General features: G+C 55.2%; 19 protein-coding genes and 1 tRNA gene. 8 read left to right on the forward strand and 12 right to left on the reverse strand.

All coding sequences use genetic code 11. The features are described 5' to 3' along the window. Positions 1-22 precede the first annotated feature (22 nt). A complete protein-coding gene (locus CLH62_RS17095; protein WP_099619382.1) occupies positions 23-379 on the forward strand; it encodes a hypothetical protein in 357 nt (118 codons plus the stop codon). Positions 380-396: 17 nt separating this feature from the next. On the opposite strand, the gene alr is transcribed toward CLH62_RS17095, so the two are convergent. From alr to rnr, 8 genes are all read right to left on the reverse strand, one after another. Next, positions 397-1,473: an alanine racemase gene (alr, locus tag CLH62_RS17100; protein ID WP_099619383.1), complete on the reverse strand. Its 1,077-nt coding sequence runs from the start codon at positions 1,471-1,473 to the stop codon at positions 397-399. After that, positions 1,473-2,879: a replicative DNA helicase gene (dnaB, locus tag CLH62_RS17105; RefSeq protein ID WP_099619384.1), complete on the reverse strand. Its 1,407-nt coding sequence runs from the start codon at positions 2,877-2,879 to the stop codon at positions 1,473-1,475. Before dnaB ends, alr begins: the two co-directional genes overlap by 1 nt. 232 nt (positions 2,880-3,111) lie before the next feature. Then, positions 3,112-3,558, reverse strand: a complete 447-nt coding sequence (gene rplI / locus CLH62_RS17110; RefSeq protein ID WP_099619385.1) for a 50S ribosomal protein L9 — start codon at positions 3,556-3,558, stop codon at positions 3,112-3,114. 20 nt (positions 3,559-3,578) lie between these two features. Next, complete coding sequence (locus tag CLH62_RS17115; protein ID WP_099619386.1) at positions 3,579-4,445, reverse strand: YybS family protein; 867 nt, start codon at positions 4,443-4,445, stop codon at positions 3,579-3,581. Between the two features lie 26 nt (positions 4,446-4,471). Continuing rightward, positions 4,472-4,702 (reverse strand): 30S ribosomal protein S18, encoded by a 231-nt coding sequence (gene rpsR, locus CLH62_RS17120; RefSeq protein ID WP_007154918.1) that lies wholly within the window; start codon positions 4,700-4,702, stop codon positions 4,472-4,474. Positions 4,703-4,727: 25 nt separating this feature from the next. Beyond that, complete coding sequence (gene rpsF / locus CLH62_RS17125; RefSeq protein WP_099619387.1) at positions 4,728-5,144, reverse strand: 30S ribosomal protein S6; 417 nt, start codon at positions 5,142-5,144, stop codon at positions 4,728-4,730. Positions 5,145-5,390: 246 nt separating this feature from the next. Continuing rightward, positions 5,391-6,128 (reverse strand): 23S rRNA (guanosine(2251)-2'-O)-methyltransferase RlmB, encoded by a 738-nt coding sequence (gene rlmB, locus CLH62_RS17130; protein WP_099619388.1) that lies wholly within the window; start codon positions 6,126-6,128, stop codon positions 5,391-5,393. A 15-nt stretch (positions 6,129-6,143) separates the two neighbouring features. After that, on the reverse strand, positions 6,144-8,687 hold the full coding sequence (gene rnr / locus CLH62_RS17135; RefSeq protein ID WP_099619389.1) for a ribonuclease R: 2,544 nt from the start codon (positions 8,685-8,687) through the stop codon (positions 6,144-6,146). 252 nt (positions 8,688-8,939) lie between these two features. On the opposite strand from rnr, the gene CLH62_RS17140 reads away from it, so the two are divergent. Further along, a tRNA-Leu gene (locus CLH62_RS17140) sits at positions 8,940-9,026 on the forward strand. 200 nt (positions 9,027-9,226) lie between these two features. Here the strand turns inward: CLH62_RS17140 and CLH62_RS17145 are convergent. After that, positions 9,227-10,528, reverse strand: coding sequence for a sensor domain-containing diguanylate cyclase (locus tag CLH62_RS17145; protein WP_099619390.1), 1,302 nt, complete (start codon positions 10,526-10,528; stop codon positions 9,227-9,229). Between the two features lie 178 nt (positions 10,529-10,706). Here CLH62_RS17145 and CLH62_RS17150 point away from each other — a divergent pair, with 178 nt between their 5' ends. The 6 genes from CLH62_RS17150 to CLH62_RS17175 all read left to right on the forward strand — a co-directional run bounded on the left by CLH62_RS17150 (position 10,707) and on the right by CLH62_RS17175 (position 20,628). Continuing rightward, entirely contained in the window at positions 10,707-11,108 is a 402-nt protein-coding gene (locus CLH62_RS17150) for a hypothetical protein (RefSeq protein ID WP_099619391.1), read from the forward strand. A 68-nt stretch (positions 11,109-11,176) separates the two neighbouring features. Then, positions 11,177-12,664, forward strand: coding sequence for a PAS domain S-box protein (locus tag CLH62_RS17155; RefSeq protein ID WP_099619392.1), 1,488 nt, complete (start codon positions 11,177-11,179; stop codon positions 12,662-12,664). Positions 12,665-13,004: 340 nt separating this feature from the next. Further along, the gene (locus CLH62_RS17160; protein ID WP_099619393.1) at positions 13,005-14,603 is read left to right on the forward strand and encodes a methyl-accepting chemotaxis protein; all 1,599 of its coding nucleotides are present in this window, start codon (positions 13,005-13,007) and stop codon (positions 14,601-14,603) included. A 10-nt stretch (positions 14,604-14,613) separates the two neighbouring features. Continuing rightward, the gene (locus tag CLH62_RS17165) at positions 14,614-18,285 is read left to right on the forward strand and encodes a PAS domain-containing protein (RefSeq protein WP_143752379.1); all 3,672 of its coding nucleotides are present in this window, start codon (positions 14,614-14,616) and stop codon (positions 18,283-18,285) included. Between the two features lie 7 nt (positions 18,286-18,292). Continuing rightward, positions 18,293-19,378, forward strand: a complete 1,086-nt coding sequence (locus tag CLH62_RS17170; RefSeq protein ID WP_099619395.1) for an HD domain-containing phosphohydrolase — start codon at positions 18,293-18,295, stop codon at positions 19,376-19,378. Beyond that, the gene (locus CLH62_RS17175) at positions 19,375-20,628 is read left to right on the forward strand and encodes a sensor domain-containing diguanylate cyclase (protein ID WP_099619396.1); all 1,254 of its coding nucleotides are present in this window, start codon (positions 19,375-19,377) and stop codon (positions 20,626-20,628) included. The genes CLH62_RS17170 and CLH62_RS17175 overlap by 4 nt, the downstream gene beginning before the upstream one ends. A 59-nt stretch (positions 20,629-20,687) precedes the next feature. On the opposite strand, the gene CLH62_RS17180 is transcribed toward CLH62_RS17175, so the two are convergent. From CLH62_RS17180 to CLH62_RS17190, 3 genes are all read right to left on the reverse strand, one after another. Continuing rightward, the gene (locus CLH62_RS17180) at positions 20,688-21,674 is read right to left on the reverse strand and encodes an AraC family transcriptional regulator (protein WP_170005821.1); all 987 of its coding nucleotides are present in this window, start codon (positions 21,672-21,674) and stop codon (positions 20,688-20,690) included. Between the two features lie 213 nt (positions 21,675-21,887). Continuing rightward, entirely contained in the window at positions 21,888-23,789 is a 1,902-nt protein-coding gene (locus tag CLH62_RS17185) for a hypothetical protein (protein WP_099619398.1), read from the reverse strand. Between the two features lie 103 nt (positions 23,790-23,892). Continuing rightward, a complete protein-coding gene (locus CLH62_RS17190) occupies positions 23,893-25,644 on the reverse strand; it encodes a protein adenylyltransferase SelO (RefSeq protein ID WP_099619399.1) in 1,752 nt (583 codons plus the stop codon). Positions 25,645-25,686: the final 42 nt, after the last annotated feature.

Below are 25,686 nucleotides of genomic sequence, written 5' to 3' on the forward strand. Positions count from 1 at the left end.
GCATACAACAACAGGAACTGTCATGCTGAAACAACAGAGCCACATTGTGGCGCCAATTCCCGATGAATTGCGAACCCGCGCCCTGTATACCGTCAACGAACTGCGCGAGCGGGGCAAGGCCGACAAGGAAGCCATCGACAAACTTTTCAACCTGATCGTGGACATGACCGAACAAGGTCTGGATTTCTTTTTCCTTGAACCACTCCGGCGGCTGCACGCCAGCAGCATGATGATGGGCATGGCAAAAATGGGGATCAGCAGCATGCTCAAGGGCAGCAAGATGGTCGTTCACAAGGTACTGAAAAAACTGGACGACCGCAGCCTGGCTGCCATTCTCGACTTTATCGAGGAAATCATTCACGAGCCGGAGCAGACCTGACGGCCAGCCCGGCACGATCACCGGTATTGCCGCGTTACCCGCGCAGTGATACCGGTCAGAAGCTCATAGGAGATCGTGCCGGCACAGGCAGCCACCTCGTCAACACCGACCGTTCTACCCCAAAGCTCCACGCTATCTCCTTCTCTGGCCTCCGGGGCTCCAGTCAGATCGACCGCCAGCATGTCCATGGACACCCGGCCGATGAGCCGGATCCTCTGGCCGTTAATAGCGGCAGGAGTATTGGTTCCGGCGTGTCTTGGGTAACCGTCACCGTAACCAATGGCCACCATGCCCATCCGGGTGTCCCGGTCAGCCACCCAACCGGCACCATAGCCGACGGATTCTCCGGAGCGAACAACGCGAGTACTGATTAGCGGCGCTTCCAGCGACATGGCCGGCTCAAGGCCAAGGTCAGGGCCGGTCTTGCCAATCATCGGAGAGCCGCCATAAAGCATGATGCCGGGGCGACTCCAGTCATACAGGGGTTGGTCGGCAAGAAAATGGGCGGCCGAGTTACCAACACTTCTCATTAATCCGGGCCAGGGCGCAGTTGCCTGCTCAAAGACCGACGTTTGCTCGGCCGTCATGGTGCTTTCGGCATCGTCGGCACAGGCAAAATGGGTCACAAAACCCAGCAGCCTGTCACTGGCCCTCAGGGCTTCCAGTCGAGCCATCACCCCGGCCAGCTCGTCCGGATGAAATCCCAGCCGGTTCATGCCGCTGTTCACTTTCAGCCAGCATGCCGGCAGTTGATCAGAATTCTCCAGCCAGTCAAGCTGCTGGACACTGTGAAGCACCGGCTCAAAATCATGCTGCGCACATTCGGCCAGATCGGGACCGGCATGGACACCCTGAAGCAGCACAACAGGCTGTTCCAGCCCACTCTCACGAATGGCCACAGCCTCTTCCAGACAGGCCACCGCGAATTTTGGGACCAGGCTATCCAGGGCGGACGCCACCGGACCAATGCCGTGGCCGTAGCCATCGGCCTTTACCACAGCCATCACCTGAGTGCCGCCGGCACGCCGGCAGGCGGTCTGGTAATTCCGGCGAAGCGCCTCAAGATCAATCCGGGCGACGGTACTCCGGGGCATTAATACTCTCCACCGTAGTCGCTGTAATCGCCGTGGGCCAGATCCTCGAATTTGGTGTACTTGCCGATAAACGCTAGGCGAATGGTTCCGATAGGGCCGTTCCGCTGCTTGCCGATGATGATCTCGGCGATGCCCTTGTCCGACGTATCCTCGTTGTACACTTCGTCCCGGTAAACGAACATGATTACGTCGGCATCCTGCTCGATCGCACCGGATTCCCGCAGATCCGAGTTAACCGGGCGTTTGTTGGGCCGCTGCTCAAGACTCCGGTTAAGCTGCGACAGGGCAACCACCGGGCAACTCAGCTCCTTGGCAATCCCCTTCAGGGACCGGGATATTTCTGAGATCTCCGCCGTCCGGCCCTCGGTATTACCCGGCACCCGCATCAGCTGCAGGTAGTCGACCATAATCAGGCCAATCTTGCCGCCGTTCTCACGGGCTATACGTCGAGCCCGGGAGCGCAACTCGGTGGGGCTCAGGCCCGGCGTATCGTCAATATAAAGCGGTTTGTCCTTGAGCAGGCTGACCGCAGACGTCAGGCGGGGCCAGTCGTCTTCTTCCAGTTTGCCGCCCCGGACCTTGGTCTGGTCGATACGCCCGAGTGAAGAGAGCATACGCATGGCCAGTGCATCGGCCGGCATCTCCATACTGAACACCAGAACCGGCGTGCCGGTGCTGATCAGGGCGTTTTCAACAATGTTCATGGCGAAGGTGGTCTTACCCATGGAAGGACGACCGGCCACAATAATCAGGTCCGAAGGCTGCATACCCGAGGTCTGCTCATCCAGATCCTTGAAGCCGGTGGTCAGTCCGGTGGTTTGCTCACCGGATTCAAACAGCTCCTCGATCCGGCTCAGGGTCTTTGCCAGAATCGGGTTGATTGCCTGGGGTCCGGAACCTTCCTTGACCCGCGCTTCGGCAATCTGGAACACGTTCCGTTCGGCCTCATCCAGAATTTCGTTACTGTTCCGGCCCTGCGGGTTAAATGCGGAATCGGAAATTTTGCCGGAAACCTCCACCAGCTGGCGCAGGACAGAGCGCTCCCGAACAATATTGGCGTAGGCCTGGATGTTGGCCGCCCCCGGCGTCTTTTCCGCCAGTTCGGCCAGATAGGATAGCCCCCCGGCATCTTCAATATCTCCGGCCCGCTCCAGAAATTCGGCGAGGGTCACCACATCCAGCGGCTCACTTTCACTGGCCAGGCGCTCCACGGCGCCAAAAATCAACCGGTGATCCTGCCGGTAGAAATCGGCAGCCGATATAACTTCGGAAATCTCGTCGAACCGGCGGTTGTCCAGCATCAGGCCACCCAATACCGCCTGCTCTGCTTCAACAGAGTGGGGAGGAACCTTGATGCGACTGGTTTCGAGATCGGTACTCGCGGGCTTCAGATTGGGCTTGGCCATGAAAACATCTTCAGTTGGACGTCAAAACCACGACAGTTTAAGCGACCTGCCGCTGCAATGGGAGAGGGTTACCAGAAGATAACAGCATACCAGAAAGCAACAGGCCCGAAAGCCGCAAGATGCGGTTCGGGCCTGTTGGGTTGGCCGGTGAATGCCTTCGAAAAGGCAGTGCCGGCCACCGGCGCATTACCAAGGCCGGGAAATACCCGGCTCCGCTTTCAGGGAAAACGGATTACTCGGCAACAATCGCCAGCTTGATGCTAACTTCGACGTCTGAGTGCAGCTGAAGCTCGATCTCGTATTCGCCGGTCAGACGGAGCGGGCCTTCCGGCAGACGAACTTCGCTTTTCTCAACTTCGGTGCCACCGGCAGTGATCGCGTCAGCAATGTCACGCACACCGATAGAGCCGAACAGCTTACCTTCTTCACCAGCCTTGGAGCTGATGGTGAAGGAAGCACCTTCCAGAGCCTCGGCACGGGCCTGGGCAGCAGACAGCTTTTCAGCGGCTGCTTTCTCAAGCTCGGCACGACGCTCTTCGAACGCCTTCAGGTTTGCTTCGCTGGCAGGTACAGCCTTGCCATACGGAAGCAGGAAATTACGACCGTAACCGGCCTTAACCTTTACCTTGTCACCTAGGGAGCCAAGGTTTGCAACTTTCTCGAGCAGAATAACTTCCATCTCGTTAACCTCTTCGTGCTTTATTCAGCCGGTCCGGCAGGCTTTATACGCCTCCGGATATCCAGCCAGCTATCCACAAAAGCCAGAACCACTAACAGAATCATCAGGCTTGGGCCCAACAGAACCAGTGCTATATAAAACAGCGCCAACCACTGCCCACTCAGCTTTTTCAAACCAACAATGCCGTGAACCAGCGCCAGACTCGCCAAAAACAGCGGCGTTCCCGCAGCCCAGGCCAGCAGCATGGCGTTCAGCCCGAGAAACGGACCCACCACCATGGTTACCGCACACAACACCGCAATCGGGGGAGACAGCTTCAGGCTATGGAACTCCCTGCGGAATCCGCCCGGGTTATAAAGCCCGGCCTGCCACGCCCGCGCCAGCAATGTCATGCCCACACCTGTTGCCAGGTAGGTGCCTGCCATACTCGCGTTCATGGTGTCCCGAATTACCCTCTCAAGGTCGTCCCCGAGACTCTTCGCAATTTCGGCGTTGTACTGTTGGTAAAAGCTCACCCCGGCCTGGACCAGATCATCCAGCAGTCCGGGATAGATCACAGGCAAGATCAGCCCTGTGACGATTCCGAGAAAACTCCCTCCGAGAAGGGCCTTCTCCCAGGACTGCGTCGTCCGGATAAGCGCCGCCATCAGCATTACCTGAAGCAGTACCGCAAGAGCCGTCGGGTCTTGCCCGAAAATGCTCCAGCCGAGTGCCGGTAGCAATGCCCAGAGCCCGATACTGAGCCCCTGGCTGATGCCGAGCCTGAGAAAAACCAGGCCGACAACGGCTGCGCCAATCCAGAACAGCAGGGGTATTGCAGTGGTTACTGCTGCTACCCCGCCCGCCTGCAGGGGACCGCGCATTACATACTGTGCAAGTGCACGCATGGTCCCAAATCCTGTGTTTCTGTTACTTAGTTATCGTGGCTGTCCGAGTACGGCAGCAGTGCCAGGTAGCGGGCACGCTTGATAGCGGTTGCCAGCTGACGCTGATAACGTGCTTTGGTGCCGGTGATGCGGCTGGGCACGATTTTGCCGGTTTCAGTGATGTAGCCTTTCAGAGTGTCCAGATCCTTGTAATCGATCTCTTTAACACCCTCTGCCGTGAAGCGGCAGAACTTACGACGTCTGAAAAAACGAGCCATAACTTAACTCCTCAACTCCGGTTAATTACTCTTCTTCGTCCTGGGTTTCAGCCTGCTGACGTGGCTCGTCAGATTCAGCTGAACGACGCGGGCGATCATCGCCGCCACGACGGTCTTCACGGGACTCGGAAGCTTTCATCGGGGACAGGTCCGTGTCTGCACCATCGCGGCGCAGGATCATGTCGCGGATGATGGCATCGTTGAAACGGAAGTTGTGAGTCAGCTCGTCCATTGCGGCCTGCGAACATTCAACGTTCATCAGTACGTAGTGAGCCTTGTGAATCTTGTTGATCGGGTAAGCCAGGTGACGACGGCCCCAATCTTCCAGGCGATGTACCTGACCGCCATCTTCAGTGATGACGCCGGTATAACGCTCGATCATCGCGGGCACCTGCTCGCTCTGATCCGGATGTACCATAAAAACGATTTCGTAGTGACGCATGAGTTCTCCCTACGGTTTAAACAGCTTCCTTTTTACCGGCCAGATTGAAAAATTCGCGACCGACAAATGTGAAAGCAAGGAGTTGACAGCCTGAGCTGCCGGTTTCTTTTTGCTTTATCAATAAGGCTTTGCAAGAAAGGCTTGATCAAAAGCGAGACTTTGCACTACCAACATTCAGGCAATACAAAACCACCCCTTAGAAAAGGGGTGACGTATTCTAGGCGGGTGAGCCCCTGTGTGCAAGGGTTAACCAAGTCGCTGACGCAGGGCTTCGTATAGGCAAACACCCGTAGCCACGGACACATTGAGGCTGTCCACATGCCCCAGCATGGGGATATTGATCAGCTGATCGCAGTGATCGCGGGTCAAACGGCGCATGCCCTTGCCCTCGGCGCCCATCACCAGCGCCATCGGCCCCTTGAAATCGGCCTGGTAAAGCGTTGCATCCGCTTCACCGGCGGTACCGATCAGCCAGACCCCCTGTTCCTGGAGGCCCCGGAGGAAGCGGGCGAGATTGGTCACCCGAACAAACGGCACCGTCTCTGCAGCACCACACGCAACCTTGCGGGCTACCGGTGTCAGTGTGGCGGATTTGTCTTTCGGCACAATCACCGCCTGAATACCCACGGCATCGGCCGTACGCATGCAGGCGCCAAGATTGTGGGGGTCGGTTACCCCGTCAAGCACCAGCAGGAATGGCGGCTTGTCACTGCTGGCCAGCTGCGCCAGAAGATCATCTTCAGTCCACTCCCGGCTTTCACTGACCTCTGCCACAATCCCTTGGTGTACACCGCCAACCCGCTCGTCGAGTTCCTTGCGATGCACCACTTTCCAGCGCACACCCAGCGTATCCAACGCATCGGTAATGCTCTTGACCCGTTTGTCCTGCCTGCCGGTCTGAATCCAGACCTGCTGCAATCGTTCAGGCTCGCGCTTGAGAACCGCCTCAACCGCGTGCCAGCCAAACACAAACTCTCCGGACACTGATTCTGTTTCCTGTTACTTGCCCGAATTACGGGGCTTGCGCTGTTTGCTGGCGCCGGAAGACTTGCCCGACCCTTTGGCGGGCTTCTTCTTTGTCGCTTCTTTGGCCGCGTCCGCGACCAGTTGGTCCCTGGCACTGGCAGGCTTTCCACCCTTTTTGGGCTTCGCGCTCGCGGGCTTCCCCTGATCGCCCGAGCCTGAAGGGCCGCCGCCTTTCTTGCGACTGCCTTTCCCTCCCCGGCTTTTCTCGCCACGCTTGCCGTCCTTGCCACGGGTCTCGCGCTTGGACATGTCGAGGGCATCCCGGTCGGCCTGGCGCCGCTGCGGAGTGCTGATCAGCTCCAGATCGATTTTGCGATCTTCCATCCCCACGCGGACAACCCGTACACGGACTTCATCACCCAGACGGAAGCTTACCGCCGTCCGCTCACCAATCAGGCGGTGCTTGGCCGCGTCATGATGGAAATAGTCGCCACTGAGGGTGGAGACGTGAACCAGCCCTTCGATATAGATACCTGACAGATTCACAAAAAAGCCAAATGGCACCACGGCAGCAATAATGCCATCGTACTCTTGGCCTTCATGGTCCTTGAGAAACTCGCACTTGAGCCAGGCCATGACATCCCGGGTGGCATCGTCCGCCCGGCGCTCGGTCATGGACACGTGCTCGCCGAGCCGCTCCATGCTGGCATAATCGTAGGGGTATTCAGCGAGCTGGGGATCCGTAACCGGTGGTGTTACGACATCCTTCTTCACCTCGGGATTGTGAATGCGGGACTTGATCGCCCGATGCACGATCAGATCCGGATAACGGCGAATCGGCGAGGTAAAGTGGGTATAACTCGCAAACCCTAGGCCGAAGTGACCGCTCTCTTCCGGGCTATACACCGCCTGGCTGAGCGATCGCAACATGACCATCTGGATCACATTGGCATCAGACCGGTCGGCCACTTCCGCCAGCAAAGCCTGGTAATCGGACGAGGCCGGCTTGTCTCCGCCACCTAACTGCAGGCCCAACTCACCCAGGAACAGGCGAAGGGCATTCAGTCGTTCTTCCGAGGGGCCGTCGTGAACCCGGTACAGGGCGGGCATCTCATGCTTCTTGAGGAAGCGGGCCGTGGCCACGTTGGCGCAGAGCATGCACTCTTCCACAATCTTGTGCGCATCGTTGCGTTGCACCGGCACGATTTCCTCAATCTTGCGCTCCGCATCGAACACAATCTTGGTTTCGGTGGTCTCGAAATCGATCGCCCCGCGCTCGGTCCGCGCCCGGCGCAGCAACTTGTACAGGTCGTACAGGTTGTGAAGGTGCGGCAGAAGATCCGCGTACTGGGCCGCCAGTCGGTAACCCTGCTCGGCATCCGGCCGCTCCAGCATGTCGCTGACCTTGTTGTAGGTCAGCCGGGCATGGCTGCGCATCACCGCCTGATAAAAGGTATAGCCGCTGATGTTACCGGCCGCACTGATGGTCATGTCGGCCACCATACACAGGCGATCGACATCCGGATTCAGGGAGCACAATCCGTTGGAGAGTTTCTCCGGCAGCATTGGCACAACATGGTCCGGGAAGTACACCGAGTTGCCCCGGCGGATGGCTTCTTCATCCAGCGGAGACTCAGGCCGAACATAATGAGACACATCGGCAATCGCCACGACCAGACGATAACCGCCACGGGGACGAGGCTCGCAATAAATCGCGTCGTCAAAATCCCGGGCACTTTCATCGTCAATGGTGACCAATCGCATATTGCGGATGTCGACCCGGTTTGCCTTGTCTTTTTCGGCAACCTCGGAGGAAATTGACGCAGCCTGTTCCCCCACTGCAGGTGGCCAACTGTGGGGAATGTCGTAGGAACGGATGGCAACATCAATTTCCATTCCCGGCGCCATGTGCTCGCCGAGAATCTCGATCACCTTGCCCGTTGGCTGGGTGCGAACTGTGGGCTGGCGCAGAATTTCCACCACCACATACTGGCCGTGATACGCCTCGCCGGCATGCTCCTCCGGTATCAATACCTCGTGGTTGATCCGGGCATTCTCCGGAACAACGAAGGCGATACCACTTTCCTTGAAAAAGCGACCAACTGTCTGCTCGGTGCGGTGCTCCAGCACCTCAACAATGACGCCTTCCCGCCGACCGCGGTCATCGATCCGGTCAACCCGGGCAGCAACCCGGTCACCATGGAACACCTGGCGCATCTGGCGCGCAGTCAGGAACAGATCGGAGCCGCCATCGTCCGGCACCAGAAATCCGAAACCATCCTTGTGACCGGTAACCCGGCCCGTTACCAGATCAGCTTCTTCAATAGGAAGGTAAGCGCCACGGCGGTTACAGATGAGCTGGCCGTCTCTGCACATGGCAATAAGACGACGACGGAGGGCTTCGATCCCTTCCGGCGAGTTCTGTCCAAGCTCGGAACACAATGTTTCATGTGTTGCGGGAGCCCCGCGATCCTTAAGATGCGAGAGGATAAATTCCCGGCTTTGAATAGGGTTATCGTAATTTTGGGCCTCACGACTGGCGTGAGGATCCCGGTCTTTCTTATTTCTGGAAACCATTCGGATCCTTGCTTTACTTCTGCACCCCAACGGCACAGTCTGGATTCATTTGCAATGGAGTATAACGTCGGGATGTAGCTCCTGCCTATCAACCTGCCTCGAATAGGCACAAATACCTGCCATTCTTTTTGCAAAAAAACGTTTGACAGCCCCGACGGGAATTATTAAAGTACGCGCCATCGGTTGAGGGACAAACCTCAACGTTGGCAGAAACGTCTAGTTTTCAACAAGCTAACGATCTGCAAATCACCTGCCGAGGTGGTGAAATTGGTAGACACGCTAGCTTCAGGTGCTAGTGGGGGCAACCCCGTGGAGGTTCAAGTCCTCTCCTCGGCACCACTTCCTCCCTCAGGAAGTTGGTCAGAATTACTTTCCAGATTATATTGTCTTGATTGCCAGAAGGCCTTATCTGGCTGTCTCGCCGTAGCAACACCTCAACCCTTTGAACGCCCACTCCAACTACCCGGACGTCTATCGCTTGGGCCACAGTAACGATGGTGCCAACAGTCCCTGCGCAGCCGCAGATGCTCTGGTTCGGTCTACACCATCCAGGGCTCGTAGAATTGAACCTGATGGCCTCCATGCGCTTTGGCGGCTTCTTTAGCATTATGGGCATTGTGCATCATCTGGTCGATATTCTTGCCGTCATCGGGGAAAAGCGTTAGGCCAATACTGGCAGAAAGGTGGACTCGTTGAGAATCAACTTCAAACGCCTGCTCGAAGCTGGTCAAAAGTCCCTTGGCAGCTTTCTTTGCCCCGTCACTGCCGGTTTTCTTCAAGATCAGGGTGAATTCTTCTTCCTCTAGACGGGCGAAGGTGTCGATGGCCCTGACTTTGGCGCTGATACGTTCGGCCACTTGCTCCAGGAGCCGGTCCCCGGCCTCCTTTCCGAGCTGGTCTTCGGCTTGCTTGAAGCGGTCGAAATCGATCAATAACAGGGCAAAGGAGCTGCCCTCTCGTTGAGCCTCAAGAAAGGTCTGCTCGAGCCGATCGAGGAACAGTCGCCGATTGGGAAGGCCGGTTAGCGCATCAAAATTAGCGCTTCGCCAGACCTGAAAGTCTGTCTGTTTGCGCTCAGTGACTTTCCGCGACGTCTTGACGACAGCTTTCACTTCGTTGCGGTCGTTAAAAACGGGGACAAACTGGCATTCAAAATTGAAGGGTACGCCGTGATGAAATTCCCTGTGCTGAGTCTCGCCGGTGGCAACGGTTGTGGTGATTGCATCTAGCAACTCGGTGGCCAAGTCCAGAACCAGTTCAAGTGGAGTTGCGCCAATAACGTTCCGCTGCGACGCATTGACCAGGTCTGCTATCTCCGTTTCGACAAACAGGGGCTTGCCATTGGTATCAAATATGGCGGCGGGATCAATATAGGTTTTTAGCATGGTTTCTATCAGCCGCGTACCCTGTCCCTTGTGGGTTGAGAAGCTGGACACCAAGTTGGCAATCAGCCCGTCGATGGCCTCATTGAACCGCACCAGTTCATCGATGTCTTTTTCGGTGAGACTCCTCTGTTCATAGCCCCAAGCCCTGGTAACCCGGGCCCGGAGTTCTCGTATCATTTGAAGCATGGAAAAACCCTGTTGGAAACGGCGTGTTCCATGATCACTATCGAGGCCTAAGACTGGAAATTTGCCTTTGGCAAGAGCCTTTCGTGTTGCCTCGTCTTCGGGTTGGGAAGTGTCCAGGCCTTGGGTTACCAGCTCCAGCATCTCACGGGCTTGATCCTTAAGGGCGCGGCGACGTTTGCCTTGCAATTCCGGGGCGATTTTGGGCTCGGCGTCTTCCCAGTGCTCGAGCAGCTGCTCCATTTCCATCTGGATAAATTGCACCAGCTTCATAGCGATCGGCCTCCTCCGTGAAATATTATTAGCTCCCAACCTGGTTCCGTCATAATTTCCCGTTGGTCTCACGCTATCAGGAACAGCCGACTTCCGTATGTGCGGTAACGTACTGACAATGTTGTTCTTCTGAGCCTAGAATCCGAAACTGTGATAGCCCGATTCTCAGGAGCGATACATGGCAGGACCGCCAAACAACAACGAGCTATTCACTGACCTCACCGAGGCGTTAGCCATGGCCTGCTCAGTGGTTTGCGCGGCGGTCATTATCAAAGACGAAGATTCTCCGAGCCATTTCGTCGGTGACCCGGAGGCCGCGAAGCTGTTGATAACGCTCGACAGCGTTCAGGCAACATTGGCTGACGGTATTCCCCGGACAGAAACACCGCCATTCGACACGGCTCTGGCCGAAACCGCCTTCATCGCTGTTGAAGCCCTAAGCATCCCCCACCCACAATCACAGTCGTCAGTGATTGTGTTCGCGGGCAAGCACCTGATTGATTGCGAGCGCGCTGTGGCGCTGGTGCACGCCCTGACGACGGAAATCGCCAATGAACTGATGGCACCGTCTCCCACATAATTGGTATCCAGCTCGATGACGAAAGTAGACTTCTTGAGTGGATTGCCGCCTCTCAGGAAATTACTGAGTTGAAACGCGCCGAACAGGACCTCCAGCGAATTATTGACGCAGCGCCCACCGGGATGATCGTGATCAACAAAGTGGGCAGCATCACGCTCGCCAATACTCAAGCGGCGCTATTGTTTGGCTATTCGCCAGAGGAATTAATAGGCATGCCCGTCGACGCGCTCGTCCCATCCCTGGTCAGGTCACAGCATAGTCACTTGGGTGCAGATTTCCTGGAAGGCCCGGGGGCGCAACGGATGGGCCCAGAACGCGAAATAGAGGGCCTGCGCAAAGATGGAACCCAGTTTTCACTTGATGTGGGCCTGAGTTCCTATGGTGAAGGCGATGACTTTCGTGTTATCGCAGCCTTTTCCGACACCACTGAACTGAAACACGCACAGAAGGAAGTTGAACGTGCCGCTTTTGAGGACAGGCTGACTGGCCTTCTATCCCCGGAAGGCTTCGCCCAGCGCCTTGAAGAGCACCCCAGAAACAAGACTCTGCACCCGGCTAGCCCGATAGTGGTCGTCGACATCAAGGCGCTTGAGCATCAAACACGCGAAACCGTGGACATGACAACAAAGCTGCGCCACGCCACGCGATCCCCGAGCCCAGTTGGCGTCAATTGCTCACCAGCCAAAACGTGCTTGAGAAATAAAGGGTGCGCCAGCGCACAGACCTTGATCACGCATGCGCACAGGGTAATCAGGAAATTCTGCCGGTCCACGTTAAGGAAGCTTGAATGGCCGGAACGCCGCAGGGAAACCGTCATGATGACTGAGGGTTGTGAACGGGAGAGAAACTCCATAATCGAAACGCTGCCGGGCAAGGAGGGCCACCGGTTTGCCGCGAAGTGTCACAGAACCGCGCTCAATCAGGGCGATGTTCTCTGTGAGTCGAATCAGGACCTGCAAAAGGCGTACTTTCCGACATCCGGAGTCATTTCACTGGCTATGACGCTTGATGACCGGTCGCCGCTCGAATTGGGCCTGATCGGCCGCGACGGTATGCTCGGAGCTACGTTATCACTGGGCATCCTGGCTGCGCCCATGCGCGCGATAGTTCAGGTAGCCGGCGCCTCCCTGGTGATGGCGACGGCACAATTGGAACAGGAACTGCGTGCCAACGCGCGTCTGCTGGAGTTGGTGCATCACTACCAGTTTCGGTTGATGATGCAGACCTTACAGACCGCTGCCTGCATACATTTCCACGAGATCGAGCCCCGCCTGGCTCGGTGGCTGCTGATGACCCAGGAGCTGGGCCTCACCGATACGGTCCATCTCACCCACTCCCAGCTTGCCCATGCGCTTGGAGTTCGCCGAAGCGGAATTACCCTTGCCGTTTGCTCCCTGCATCGGCGGGGCCTGATCAGCCACTCCCGTGGCGAGATCCGCATTCTTGATCACGCCGGGCTTGAGAGCGCTGCCTGCGACTGCCATGCCACTCTCATCAACAGGTACCGCATGGTGTTCGGGAAGGACACCGGGGGCCAGACGACGAGCCGAAAATGACTACCTATGTTCGGCAGCTATCAGTCAACATCCGGCCAGCAACGTTGCGGCCCATGCCCAACGCAATTCGGGAAACGGGCGCTTCTGTCTTATCCAGATTCTGCAAAAAACAGAACTTCGCTATCCGGTTTCTGCAAAAAATACAGAGAACAATCTTCAGAATTAACGATTAAATTTAATTTTTATCTTTAAAAACAAGGAACTAAAAACCTAAATTTGAAACATTCTGCTGTTTATGGCCTGTCTCTTAAAGCTCAACATGTAGTGATCTGAACCATACTTGAACCAGTAAAACCTGTCGAAATTTCATCCATCGTACTGTTTCAAGAGAGATTCATCCGTGCGAGCGAACCATCCTGTCACCAACCGAAGCGTGCCTGTCAGTCAGGGCGCCAACATACTTTCGACAACAAACCCCAAGGGACAGATCACTCATATTAATGATGAGTTCGTTGAGATCAGCGGATTCTCGCGGGAAGAACTGATTGGTCAGCCCCACAACATTATTCGTCACCCGGATATGCCCCGGGCAGCCTACGAGGAGATGTGGCGAAGACTTAAAGCAGGAGAAACCTGGCTCGGCGCGGTAAAAAACCGCTGCAAGAATGGCGATCATTACTGGGTCAGAGCCTACGCGATTCCTGTGACCGGCAAGAACGGAGAAATTGTTGAGCTGCAATCGATTCGCTCAAAGCTATCCCCTGAGGCGGAATACCGGGCAGAGAAACTATACGCCAAACTGCGCCAGACCCAGCCGACCAAAGGCCCGGTCGAAGCAGCAAGCCTTCGCCGGGGGTTGTCATTGAATGTGAAGCTGATCATTGCGATGGCTCTTGTTCTTGCGGCGGCGGGCATCGCGCAGTTCTTCGCTACCTCCCTCTACGCCATTCTCGGAATCTGGTTTGGCGCACTTCTGATAACCGCCGCCGTTATTACCGGGCTCACCAGCCCATTGAGAAAATGCGTTCAGAGAGCCCGCGAAGTCATCAATGACAGCGTTGCAGAGCAGATTTTTACCGGACGAGTCGATGATATCGGCAGTCTGGAACTGGTTATAAGCCAACAGCAAGCAGAACTCGACGCCATCGTAAAACGGATGGACGATGTCATCGGTAAACTGGAAAGCGGTGCCGAGCACACAATTTCCCGAAGCAATGACGCTCATTCTGCCGTTCAGGAGCAATCCACTGCTACCGATACCATTGCCTCTGCCAGCGAAGAGATGTCCGCCACCTCCCGGGAAGTGGCGAGTAATGCGTCCGGCATGCTTGATCAGGTGCGCATGGCTAATGATCGGGTCTCCAGTGGCCAGGCCCTGACCCGGGAAACCCGCCACAGTATGGATGCGCTTTCCAAAGAGCTTTCCGAAGCTTCCCGGACCGTCGGCCAGTTAACTGAGGCAAGTAAGGGCGTCGCCCAGGCACTCAGCGTTATTGGTGAAATCACTGAGCAAACCAACCTGCTCGCACTGAACGCCTCCATAGAGGCCGCCAGAGCAGGCGACGCTGGCCGGGGTTTCGCAGTGGTAGCAGACGAGGTCCGTAGTCTGGCTTTGCGAACAAAAACGACAACGGAGCAGATCAACGCCACCCTTGGCCACTTTCACGAGACCGTTTCGAACGCCACCGAGTCCATGCAGCGTTGCGACAGCTACGCGCAAAAAACCGTTGAAAATGCCATCAGCTCCGAAAATACACTCGCAGAGCTGGTCACGTTTATAGAGCGGATTTCCGAGGCATGCGACGGCACCTCTGCCGCGGCAGAACAGCAGCACAACGCATCCTCTGAAATATCAGGGAAGATTGTCAGCATCAATGACCTTGGCGATACCGCCATGTCGGTAGTAAAAGAAGCTCAGGAATCCATGCACGAGCTGAAACGACAGATCGGTGAAGTTGCCGGGCTGGTTTATCGATTACGAGAGCGAAACAGCGCCTGACAACTCGCAAATGATTGATATCCAGGTATTGGGAAACGACAACACCATCGGTTGGCTGAAGCGGCAGCAAAAAGCGCTATCGGCTTCGGGGTTACATTGCCGGTATTCGCCTGCATCAGATGCCTTCGAGGTCAGCGAAGCACCTGACATGTGGCTTATTGACGCCGATGGCTGCGAAACGAAAGCCTTGAGGGGCATCCTCCAGGAACTGGCGTGCAGTCAATCTGGCACCGCGCCCGCCGTGGTCATGGGGAAGTCAATATCACTGGACAAAGCCCGCGACGCTGTTGGCGCTGGCGCACGTCGCTTTCTGGCAAAGCCCGCAACCTCCCGAATGCTGGCGGATACCTGCAGGGAACTGGGTATTTCTGACCTGCTGGCAACCAGAAGCGTCCTGGTTCTGGAGGACCGGGACGCTGTTCATAAAACAATCCATGCGGACCTCTCAAAGCAATCGGTGCAGGCAATCCGTGCAAATGATGCCAACTCCCTGTTTGACCTTCTCGCCAAATACAAGCCGGATGCGGTAGTGATAAGCCACTGCCCATGCGAAACAAACTATACCGACCTCATTGGCCTGTTGGGTTTTTTCCCAGGAAGCTCAGGCCTGCCAATTATTCTCATAGCAGAAGAAGTACAGGATTCTGACTTGAGAAAGTGCCTGGCACAGGGTCGAGCTAACCTCTACTGTGTCGACTACCCAAATTTGGGTCAGGTCATCCTGGAACAATTGAGTCAGCGCGCCGAGCAAAAAACGCCAGGCGGCCGGGTCTACGATATCCTGTATGAGCGGGAACAGGAGCATTTGGCTCTTAACCACCACGCCATTGTCAGCAAAACCAACCATCAGGGACAAATAACCGAAGTAAACAGACGCTTTTGCGATATCAGCCAGTACTCCGAACAGGAACTTCTCGGGAACAATCACCGTATCCTGAAATCCGGCCATCATTCACCCGAGTTTTACCGGGATCTCTGGAAAACCATATCCCGTGGCGACGTCTGGCAGGGTGAGATATGTAACCGGGCAAAGGACGGTACCCTGTATTGGGTGTCCTCTACCATTGTGCCCTTTCTGGACAACAGAAAGCGCCCATATCAGTTCATTGCTATCCGCAAAGATATCACGCACGTTAAAAAATCTGAGCAGTACGTGGAATTACAAAGCAAGCTTGCAAGTCTGGTCAGCGAGGTAAGCGCGGGCATTCTTTCCGGACACTGGGCTGATGCTCCGCTAACGCTTCTGGCTGCCCTCCAGCCTCTTAGCGAGTTTCTGGGGGTCAGCCATATCTCCATTAAAGTTCACCAGACTGATCACATTCTGCCAACCTGGCAGAGGTTTACAACAGACGCGAGCACGATCCCGACCATTTCCATTTCAGACACTAACGATACTGCGCCGCTGGAAGCCAATAACCAAAGATTTGAAACAACCCTACGGGCAAATGAGGCGGAAATAGGCTCCCTCGCGCTTTACGCAAAGGCCAGCAGACTGACTGAAGTCTTTTGCGAGCAGGGCCTGATTAACGTACTAGGTAACGTCGTTTCCCATTCCCTCGCCCGCTGGATATCGGAGTTCCATCAGGAACGCAGCCGCGAACGTCTGCGCAGGGCACAATCTTTTGCAAATATTGGAACCTGGGAGTGGAACCTCGATAACGACGAACTGTTCTGGACTGAGCGGGTCCCCATGCTGTTCGGGTACCCTGAGGGCGACCTCGAGACCTCTTTCGAGAACTTTATTGAAGCGATACATCCGGACGACAGGGACAGGGTACGGCAGGCGATACAGGCATCCATCGAACACGACGTTCCCTATCAAATAGAGCACAGGATTATCTGGCCCGACGGTGCTGTGCGGTGGTTACTCGAAACCGGAGCAGTCGTCCGTGGAACCGATGGCAACGCAAAACAGATGCTGGGCGTGGTGGAAGATATCACCGCGATGCACGAAACCAAGCAGCAGCTGGCACGTCAGACCGCGCTCTTGAACATGCTTCACGACTCCCTCACTGCATTTGTTCTGGAAGGCAAATTCAGGGGAACCCTCAACTCCATGCTCAGGAGTTTGCTCGAGCTTACGGACAGTGAGTTCGGCTTCCTGGCGGAGGTGCTTTTCACTCCTGGCGATGTCCCTTTTCTCAGAGTGCAGGCTATTACGGATATTTCCTGGGATCCCGAATCTGCCGAAATGTACAGCCGTGTCGGTACTGAAAAATTCGAATTCCATGACCTGGATAACATGCTGGGGGAATCCATTCGCCAAAGAGAAATCATAACCGTCAGTGCGTCTCAGTCCGAGGGGCTTTTTACCGGCCTTCCCAACGGGCACCCGGAAATCCGGACGCTTCTCAGTGTGCCTGTTTTTATCGGCGCCGAGCTGGTTGGCAACTTTGCGCTTGCGAACCGGCGTTCAGGTTATGACGCTTCGATTATCGAGTTTTTACGGCCATTCATGGCGACCTATGGCGTCATCATCAATTCCCAGAGAATGCTCGATATGGAGGAGGTGAACCGGAAGAGCCTGATCCGTGCAAAATTGCGGGCCGACCAGGCGAATCGCGCCAAATCCGAATTTCTATCCAGTATGAGCCACGAGCTGCGTACGCCTCTGAACGCCATTCAGGGCTTTGGGCAGTTACTGCAAAGCGACCCGAAGCTCAATGAAGATCAGCAAGACAGCATTGGTGAGGTCCTTTCCGCCAGCACCCATCTGCTAGCACTGATAAATGAAGTGCTGGACCTGGCCAGAATAGAGTCCGGCAAATTGGAGCTGTCCCTTGAAAACTTACCGGTCAGCTCAGTTATTCATGATGCGCTGATACTGATCAAACATTCTGCTGAACAGCGGGGCCTCACTATCACGACCTGTGGCATTGACAACTTCCACGTAACCGCTGACTGGACTCGTCTCAAACAGGCCCTGCTGAACCTCCTATCCAATGCAGTGAAATATAATCGGCTGAACGGGAGCATCGAGGTTGAAGCCAGGCGGTATCAGGAGTCCTGGATAGACATCCGGGTCTCAGACACCGGGAACGGCATTCCCGAGTCCCGCTTCCCGGATTTATTCCAGCCCTTTAACCGACTGGGAGCAGAGCTCAGCCATATTGAAGGCACCGGGATCGGGCTATCGCTGACTCGACAACTGGTCGAGCTAATGGGCGGCAGCATGGGTGTCACCAGTACCGTCGGCAAGGGCTCAACCTTCTGGATACGCTTGCCGGCTGAAAACCGCGACACATTTACCAACGGCTTGCCAACGCTCCATTCAAACCCTGCTCCGGATAACAGTGACGAGAATCTCCACGCAGGCGAATGCACGATACTCTATATTGAAGACAATCCTGCAAACCTGAAACTCGTTGAGCGAATTATTAATCGCCAACCCCGATTTACTCTAATCTCCGCAACCAGCGCGTCTGACGGCCTGAGACTCGCCAGCAACTATCCTCCGGATCTTATTCTGGTAGACATAAATCTGCCCGACATGGACGGTTTCTCGCTCCTTGGCAAACTGAAGTCTGTTAAACACCTGTGTGAGAAGCCCATGCTCGCGCTAACTGCAAACGCCATGAGCGACGATATGCAAAGGGCCAGGAATGCCGGTTTCGATGACTATCTGACCAAGCCCATCAATATCAACGAACTGATGAACACACTGGAAAAATATTTAGGGTAGCTCGCTCATGTACGCTTTTTCAGAAAAAAACCTTCATGAACAGACCATATTTGTCGTGGACGACGAACTGGTCAATCTGAAGCTGCTGGACAAAATCCTTACCTCGGCGGGCTACACGAACCTGGTTTTAATCAGCGACCCTGGACAGGTACTTAATGCCTATCTGGAACACCGCCCTGCTCTGATTCTCCTGGATCTGAATATGCCAGGCATTGATGGCTATCATGTCATGGAACAGCTGGCCGGGCTGGATGACCCCCTTTTGCCACCGATTATTATCCTGACCGCCCAGCACCAACAAGAGTATCTGCTGAAAGCTTTGGAAGCTGGTGCCCGGGATTTCATCAGTAAGCCGTTTGATCGGCGTGAACTACTGATGCGAGTCCGGAATTTCCTTGACGCTCACGTTGCTCACAGGCTAGTACGCAACCAGAAAGACCACCTGGAAATTCTGGTAGGCCAGCGGACGCGGGAGCTACAGGAAACCCGGCTGGAAATCATTCGCCGGCTGGGCCATGCAGCGGAATACCGCGACGAGGAAACAGGAAACCACATCATAAGAATGAGCAAAATGTGCGCCTTGCTCGCCAAAAAAGCAGGCTGGTCTGCGCAGCAATGCGACCTTATGCTTCAGGCCAGCCCGATGCATGACATCGGCAAAATCGGCATCCCCGACGCCATACTCCTGAAGCCGGGAAAGTTGGAGCCCAGCGAGTGGCAAACGATGAAAAATCACGCCGAAATCGGCGGCCGGCTTCTGGAGGGTAATGACAGCGACCTCATAGTCCTGGCACGGGAAATTGCCCTGAATCACCATGAAAAATGGGATGGAAGTGGTTACCCTCGCGGGCTCAAAGGTGAAGAAATTCCAGTTTCAGGAAGAATTGCGGCATTAGCCGACGTATTCGATGCGCTCACTTCCGTGCGCCCTTACAAAAAAGCGTGGTCTGTGGCCGATGCCGTGCAACTGATCAGAGATAATCGCGGCAAACATTTTGACCCGGAACTTACAGACCTGTTTCTTGAGGATATTGAGAGCTTCGTAGAAATAAAAAATGCCTATCAAGACTACCCGGAACAACTGCACCCATGAATCCTGAAAACCTGAAATGGATGATCAACGCGATTCCCGATGCCGCCATTCTGGTAAATCAGGAACAGCAGATTGTCGCTGCCAACCTGAAGGCTGCCGATCTTTTCGACAGGACGACGGAGAGTCTGGAGGACGCTCCGCTGGACATCCTGATACCTGAGTCCTCTGTCAAATCTCACCATGACCATGTCAGACGGTATTTTAGCCAACCCCAACAACGTCCCATGGGAACAGGTCTTCGCTTTCATGGCCAGCGGGAGGATAGCTCCACTTTCCCTGTAGACATTATGCTGAGTCAGTTCAGGGTTGAATCTCTTGACTACACCCTTGCCGTGATTCGTGACGACTCCGAAAGAGCGGAGGTACAAGCGATGCAAGAGAAGCTTCAATCTGCTAATGCCCGTCTGGCGAGAGCCCAGGAAGTCGGTGGCCTGGCCTGGTGGGAAACTAACCTGGAGACCGGTCAACTAATTTGGTCAACGACAGTTCCACAACTTCTGGGGCTGCAACCCGATGAGAAGCCTTCCTTCCCGGCCGCACAAAGTATGTGTGTCCCAGAAGACCGGCTGCAGTTCGACGCCTTTCATGGTCATTGGGGCGCCATTTCTGCCCGAACCGTTTGTTACAGAATTCGGAAGAAGGAGGGAGAAATCCGCTGGATCGAGGAAACAGTCCATCAAGAAGCGGACCATATCGTAATCGGCGTCATGCGTGACATAACAGACCAGAAGAATCTGGAAGAGAAATTACGAACAGAGTCGGTCACCGACGAGCTAACCGGACTGTTCAATCGAAAGCAGTTCAACCAGGATCTGAACAGCCGCTATTCTTCGTTTATCCGATCAGGAATTATATCCTCCATTGTCATGTATGACTTTGATCACTTCAAAAACATCAACGACGTATACGGGCATGCGATGGGAGACGAAGTTCTGAAACAGGCGGCTAGTCTGGTAGTGGACCAACTCAGACCGTCCGACAATGCTTACAGACTTGGTGGCGAGGAATTTGCCATTCTGCTCAACGGCACCGATACGGATGATGCCAAGACTTTCGCGGAACGGATCCGCAAATCAGTCGAAGCGGCTCGCTTCAAAATCGACGACGTGCGGACATGCGCCACTATCAGCCTCGGCATTGCAAAATTCCGAAGCGACGACCGCTGCTTCGAAGATGCCTTAAAAAGGGCCGACGGAGCACTTTATCGGAGCAAAGCCAATGCCCGAAACAATGTCAGCACATGCGACTAAGTCTGCCGCCCCAGTACATCGACATGAGAATTTTCATGCAGCCTGTCTTCGAATTCAAATTAAGGAGAAGCTGACGATGTGTACCAGTACTTTTTGCGTTTCATTGCCCCGGCATCCACCGACAGCACTTTTTCAGCATTTTGTTTAAGTGCGGTCAGGTTCTGAAGGGTTTCGCTGGGATACTCGCCAAAATGATCGTAATAATAGGATGAAAAGCGGCCAGCGTGGTTAAACCCCTGCCTCAATGCGTGGTCTGCAATCACTGGATTCTCGGAATGGTGACAGATCAACGATTCACGGGCCTTGATTAACCGGCGTGACTGACAATAGCCGTACGGAGTCATACCCGTGTACTTTCGCATAAGGTAATAAAGGTTTCTGAGGCTCAGGCCAGAGCCCTTGGCGATTGCCTCCAGATCTACAGTTGTCTTCAGGTTGTCGTTAATTAATTCGAAAGCCTGACAAAGCCGCCGATCTGTACCGATCAGAACCTTATTTTTTAACTCCCGGGTTTCGAGTCTTCCTTCGGAAAAGTAGTTGTTCAGCGCGTTCCCCAAAAGGCATGTTCGTTGATTGGCATGCTGGTGATCCCGAAAAAACGCCGTTTCCACCAGATAGGACTCAAGCAACTTTACCAACTCCGAATCACCATGCTGTGGAGGCCGGATGCCTTTCAGGAAAGTTGGCTGACTCAACTGAACAATCAATAAGTGTAACTCTGGAGACAGACGAGCACAGAATTCCACATCAGGATCGAGTATAAAAGGAACTCCTGGCGCACTGACAAAATGCTTACCATTAATATCGAAGTCTACCGTTCCGTGCAGGGGAAAAATAATCGCCGAGGTAGAGGCATTCGAACCACAAATACTAGATGCGGACTTCAGGTAGACACCGCAGACATTAATGCCACCGGCTTCCAGAAATGCCAGACGGGAGCAAAAACCCTGATGCTTACCGGCAAGATCAACTTCCATCGAAAGCCGCGGGCTGCGAGTCATGATCTGAAGAGAGGACAACCAGTCCTCAGGTATTTTGGTGGCCAATCGTAGGTAATGCTCAAGTACATAAAACTGGGTACTACACGCACGCATAACAGATAAGCCCCTTTAATGCGCATGCTAATTAACGCATGTCCCGGAAGCTTACAGAAGGGTACATTCTACCGATATCCAATTACTGCAATTATTTGCTTCTGCAATATAAATCTGCGCAGGCGAATAACACTGCCAGAGCTTCATTCCCAATATTTCAATCAATTACTCAAGCAAATCCACCAGGTACTGAGACAACCGCTGATAGCTGTACTCGACCTGCGCATAGGCTGAAGTTGGTAATTCATCGAGCTTCCGGCCACAGTCACCGGCGCCTTTATAACTCTTCAAAAACGCATCGCGAATAAGATTCGGCTGGTCAGGAACGAAGCCTGGCGCACCCACGACCTGATAATTCATCGCCCACTCAAAACTGCCATCGCCTGTCACCCGGCCCAGATCAGAAAGTGACGGATCCAGGAAACCGTAGCGCAACAGATGCAGGTTTGGCTGTTCCGACTCTGAAAAATCCCTGGTATCAAACTCAAGGAGCAGATCGGCGAAACCGGTTGGCTGAGGCTCAAAACCGGCAAAATCATAGCTCAGATAACCGGTAACCACCTGGTTTGCTCCCACAGCGTCCAACTGGGAATCGCAGGTTTCTATGCCAGAGGTCAGGGTTACAGCTTCTTTTTCGACACCGTCCTCGAGAATCCGATACCCGGGGAATTCCTGTGGTGCGTCAGATCCATCCGGAAGAGGAGTGTTGTCAGGAACAAGAGTGCGGGTAACGCCCCCGGCGTATTCCGCAACAAGCTCCACAAGTACGCCGCCATCTTTTGTCCAGCGATATTCAATTTCAGGATTGCCCGCCAGTTCGGTTGACCCCGCCGGAATGCCAACGTGCTGGTGGCAGGTGGTACTGGTCTCGAAATAGATTCGCTGGTTGTCCCAGTCGAAGATCAGGCGCTCATCGATACCCTCAAGATCGTAGTTCACCCGGCTCTGCCCGGAGAGCGCAACTGCCGGCAGCCACTGGGTTTCGAGGTTAGCCATGTAGCCGTTTACACGCACAAGCCTGGCCAGCTCCAGCATGGACGGCGCAAGGCAGCCATTCGCTGAGACCGAGAGCAGGCGACCGCTCTCGGTGTAATCGAAGTTCAACTCTGCAGAGATCTGCAGGCCGGAGCGGAGTGAGGGCAAGGTTCCCTGGCTGGAGGGTTCGGCGAAAATGGCCTGGCTGGTCAGCAGAACCGGATCCCGAAGCTCCACATTCACCTGGGGCAGTTCCAGTGCATCGACATCAACATTGGCGTATCCCCCCTGAGCAGCCGCATCAACCACGGCGATCACATCCCCGGCGTTCTGGACCACGGAAAGACCCAGCAGGAATGCCGCCTCCTTGCTGAGAAAGCGCTCTGTACCGTCACTGCCTTCCTTCGCCAGCAGCTCGTTGTAGGCGTCGGGAATCTGGCTGGCCATGAATCGGGCCAGCGCGCGGGCGTAGGCGTGGGAGCGGTCATCCTGCGCCAGGATGTAATCCCGCACCAGGTTCAGATCCGCCAGACTGGCAGCTGCCCCTGCCGGGGTTTCCAGGAAAGACCCCAACCCCACCAGGCCGCGGTACCGGGCCAGAGTGGTAAGGGGTGTAAGGTTCCGGACACCGGGAGGCGCCGACATCATATAGGCACTGGCGACCGGCACCTCCCCACTGCGGGTCTCTTCCAGAGTCTTGCCGGGCAGCGCCAGGGCATAGAGCGGATAGTCCCGGGGATCAATATCCGGACCTACTGCCGGCTCCAGAACCAGCTCTGAGATATCCAGTGAGAACTGGCCCCCCGGTCCGCTCATGGCGGTCGGTTCGCCGGAGCCAAGGGTGACTTCGCGGCCATTCTCCAGTTTGATAACCAGAGGCCCGGGGGTGAATTGGCTGTCGCTATCCATATCCAGCCAGACCCGGGCGTTGTTCAGGTAACCGTCGATGACCTTACCGGTATAGGGCGCAGGCTCACTGTACTCCACACCATCAAAATCGCGACCGTCCACGGGCAGCTGATCGGATTCCTTGCCGCAACCGGCCAGGGCGAGGGATAAAGCAGAAACAGAGAGGCAGAGTAGGCATTTCATCGCGGCAACCGTTTATCCTTGTTAGAGGTTGTGCCGCTACTTTAGGGGATGTGGTGGCCGGAGACCTTGATAGGTTTGGCAATTTGTAAAGTTTGGTAACAAGTCACGACGAGCAGCTGTAATGGGAAAAACCGCCAAGATCGAACAACTCTGACGGTTTCAGCCGGTAATATCGCGCCTCGACGGCATTCGACTGTTCGGCGTAGGGTTGAGTCAATACATCCTGCAGTGCTCTAAGTGGCCGGTAATCACCATCGGCCGCTCGCTGATAGGCAGGCACCACGAACCACTCGCGCATGGTGTATTTTGGATTCACGAGTTTCATGCTTCGGGAGAGTTCCTCGCGGAATTGGGAACCGCTGCTACCCGGGCCATCCCCGTCGATTCCAATTCGCGATTTCCACTCGGCAAGCCATTCTGACCAACGCTTGAGCAACGCGTCCGTGTCAGCCCCTCCCGCTTGATTCAGTGACCTGTAAAAGCTCTTTTCGATTGGCCCGATGTCGTCAGGTATTGATGAGAGTTCGCGAAAAAAGACGGTGTAATCCACGGGGGTTTGCGTCATCAGCATCATCAGCTCCCTGAAGAGTCCAGCGTCAAACGCGTCAAGCCCGAGCTTCGCTGCCCACATTTTCTGCAATTCCGCCTGCATCACTTCCGGGAAACCTTCCTGAATCTCCTCGAGCTCAGCCAGTTCGTCCTCGTGAGCGTTTAACAGAGGCTGCAGGGCTGAACAGAAACTCTTGAAGTTCCATTCTGCTGCCACGGGTTGGTTCAGAAAAGAGAAGTGCTGTCCGCCACCGGTCCATGGTTGGTAAAAGGGTTCAAATACTTCACAGAAGCCGAAGGGACCATAATCCAGAGTGAAGCCTCCGGCGGCGCAGTTGTCACTGTTGAAATTACCCTGGCAGTAACCAACCCGGATCCAGTTCGCGACCAGGGAGGCAAGACGGCTGCGGAACGCCCGCGCGAGCATCACGATTTTTGTGGGAGTCGCAAGTGTTTGGTCAATAACGCCGTTGTATTCCCGGTCAATCAGGTGCAGTACCAGTTGCTCGAGTTCTTCAGGCGCACCGGGGTGCTCCTGCTTTCGGGCCCTGCGACCGAAGAGTTCGAGTTGACCCACCCGAATGAAGGACGGGGCCACGCGGGTGGAGATGGCAACCGGCTCCGAAATGAGCTGGTCGGGATCCCGGGAATGGGAGCCCTCGGAGTACCAGGGGCGCCGCACCTTCTCCGTTTTCGATACATACAGACTCAAAGACCGGGAGGTCGGCACTCCCAACGCGTGCATGTGTTCCTGCGCCAGGAATTCACGAACGCTGGAACGCAGAACAGCCCGGCCGTCGGCGCCGCGACAATATGGAGTCCGTCCGCCACCTTTTAGCTGCATTTCCCAGCGCCGACCATTGATGACCGCTTCAAGTACCGAAATGGCACGGCCGTCACCATAGCCGTTGCCGGTCTGAAACGGGCACTGCTGGACGTACTCGGTGCCGTAAATGGAAAGCGCATAGCCACATGCCCAACCGACTTTGCTCATCGGCTCCGGGACGAGTGAAAGGTCTCCGGAGAACATACGGATAAAGTCAGCGAACTGGGCCAGGCTGTCGGCAAAGTTTAATTCGCGGAACAAACCTTCACTGTGAGCCACGTATTCAGGGGTCTCGATGGGCGTTGGCCTGACCGGAACGTAGTGCCCCGAGAATACCTGTCGTGGCCGGAAGTCAACTCCATCGGGCGTTGCATCCGGATCGCAGTTCAGACTATTCATCAGGGAATAGTCTGCCATCGGTGCAAGCTCTTCGAGGCTGGTCACTTCGAAGTTGTTTTCTCGTGGCAATTGATGACTCATCTGCGCCCCTCCTGATCCAAGGAAACAGGCAGTGCTAACACC

This window comes from Marinobacter guineae (assembly GCF_002744735.1).
Classification (GTDB): Bacteria; Pseudomonadota; Gammaproteobacteria; order Pseudomonadales; family Oleiphilaceae; genus Marinobacter; species Marinobacter guineae.

Excerpts from the sequence above, each read along its gene's own strand:
- rpsF (WP_099619387.1), bottom strand. The coding sequence starts at position 5,144 with ATGCGTCACTACGAAATCGTTTTTATGGTACATCCGGATCAGAGCGAG.
- CLH62_RS17115 (WP_099619386.1), bottom strand. The coding sequence starts at position 4,445 with ATGCGTGCACTTGCACAGTATGTAATGCGCGGTCCCCTGCAGGCGGGC.
- rplI (WP_099619385.1), bottom strand. The coding sequence starts at position 3,558 with ATGGAAGTTATTCTGCTCGAGAAAGTTGCAAACCTTGGCTCCCTAGGT.
- CLH62_RS17165 (WP_143752379.1), top strand. The coding sequence starts at position 14,614 with ATGATTGATATCCAGGTATTGGGAAACGACAACACCATCGGTTGGCTG.
- alr (WP_099619383.1), bottom strand. The coding sequence starts at position 1,473 with ATGCCCCGGAGTACCGTCGCCCGGATTGATCTTGAGGCGCTTCGCCGG.
- CLH62_RS17145 (WP_099619390.1), bottom strand. The coding sequence starts at position 10,528 with ATGAAGCTGGTGCAATTTATCCAGATGGAAATGGAGCAGCTGCTCGAG.
- rnr (WP_099619389.1), bottom strand. The coding sequence starts at position 8,687 with ATGGTTTCCAGAAATAAGAAAGACCGGGATCCTCACGCCAGTCGTGAG.
- CLH62_RS17190 (WP_099619399.1), bottom strand. The coding sequence starts at position 25,644 with ATGAGTCATCAATTGCCACGAGAAAACAACTTCGAAGTGACCAGCCTC.
- CLH62_RS17170 (WP_099619395.1), top strand. The coding sequence starts at position 18,293 with ATGTACGCTTTTTCAGAAAAAAACCTTCATGAACAGACCATATTTGTC.
- CLH62_RS17175 (WP_099619396.1), top strand. The coding sequence starts at position 19,375 with ATGAATCCTGAAAACCTGAAATGGATGATCAACGCGATTCCCGATGCC.
- CLH62_RS17150 (WP_099619391.1), top strand. The coding sequence starts at position 10,707 with ATGGCAGGACCGCCAAACAACAACGAGCTATTCACTGACCTCACCGAG.
- rpsR (WP_007154918.1), bottom strand. The coding sequence starts at position 4,702 with ATGGCTCGTTTTTTCAGACGTCGTAAGTTCTGCCGCTTCACGGCAGAG.
- CLH62_RS17185 (WP_099619398.1), bottom strand. The coding sequence starts at position 23,789 with ATGAAATGCCTACTCTGCCTCTCTGTTTCTGCTTTATCCCTCGCCCTG.
- dnaB (WP_099619384.1), bottom strand. The coding sequence starts at position 2,879 with ATGGCCAAGCCCAATCTGAAGCCCGCGAGTACCGATCTCGAAACCAGT.
- CLH62_RS17095 (WP_099619382.1), top strand. The coding sequence starts at position 23 with ATGCTGAAACAACAGAGCCACATTGTGGCGCCAATTCCCGATGAATTG.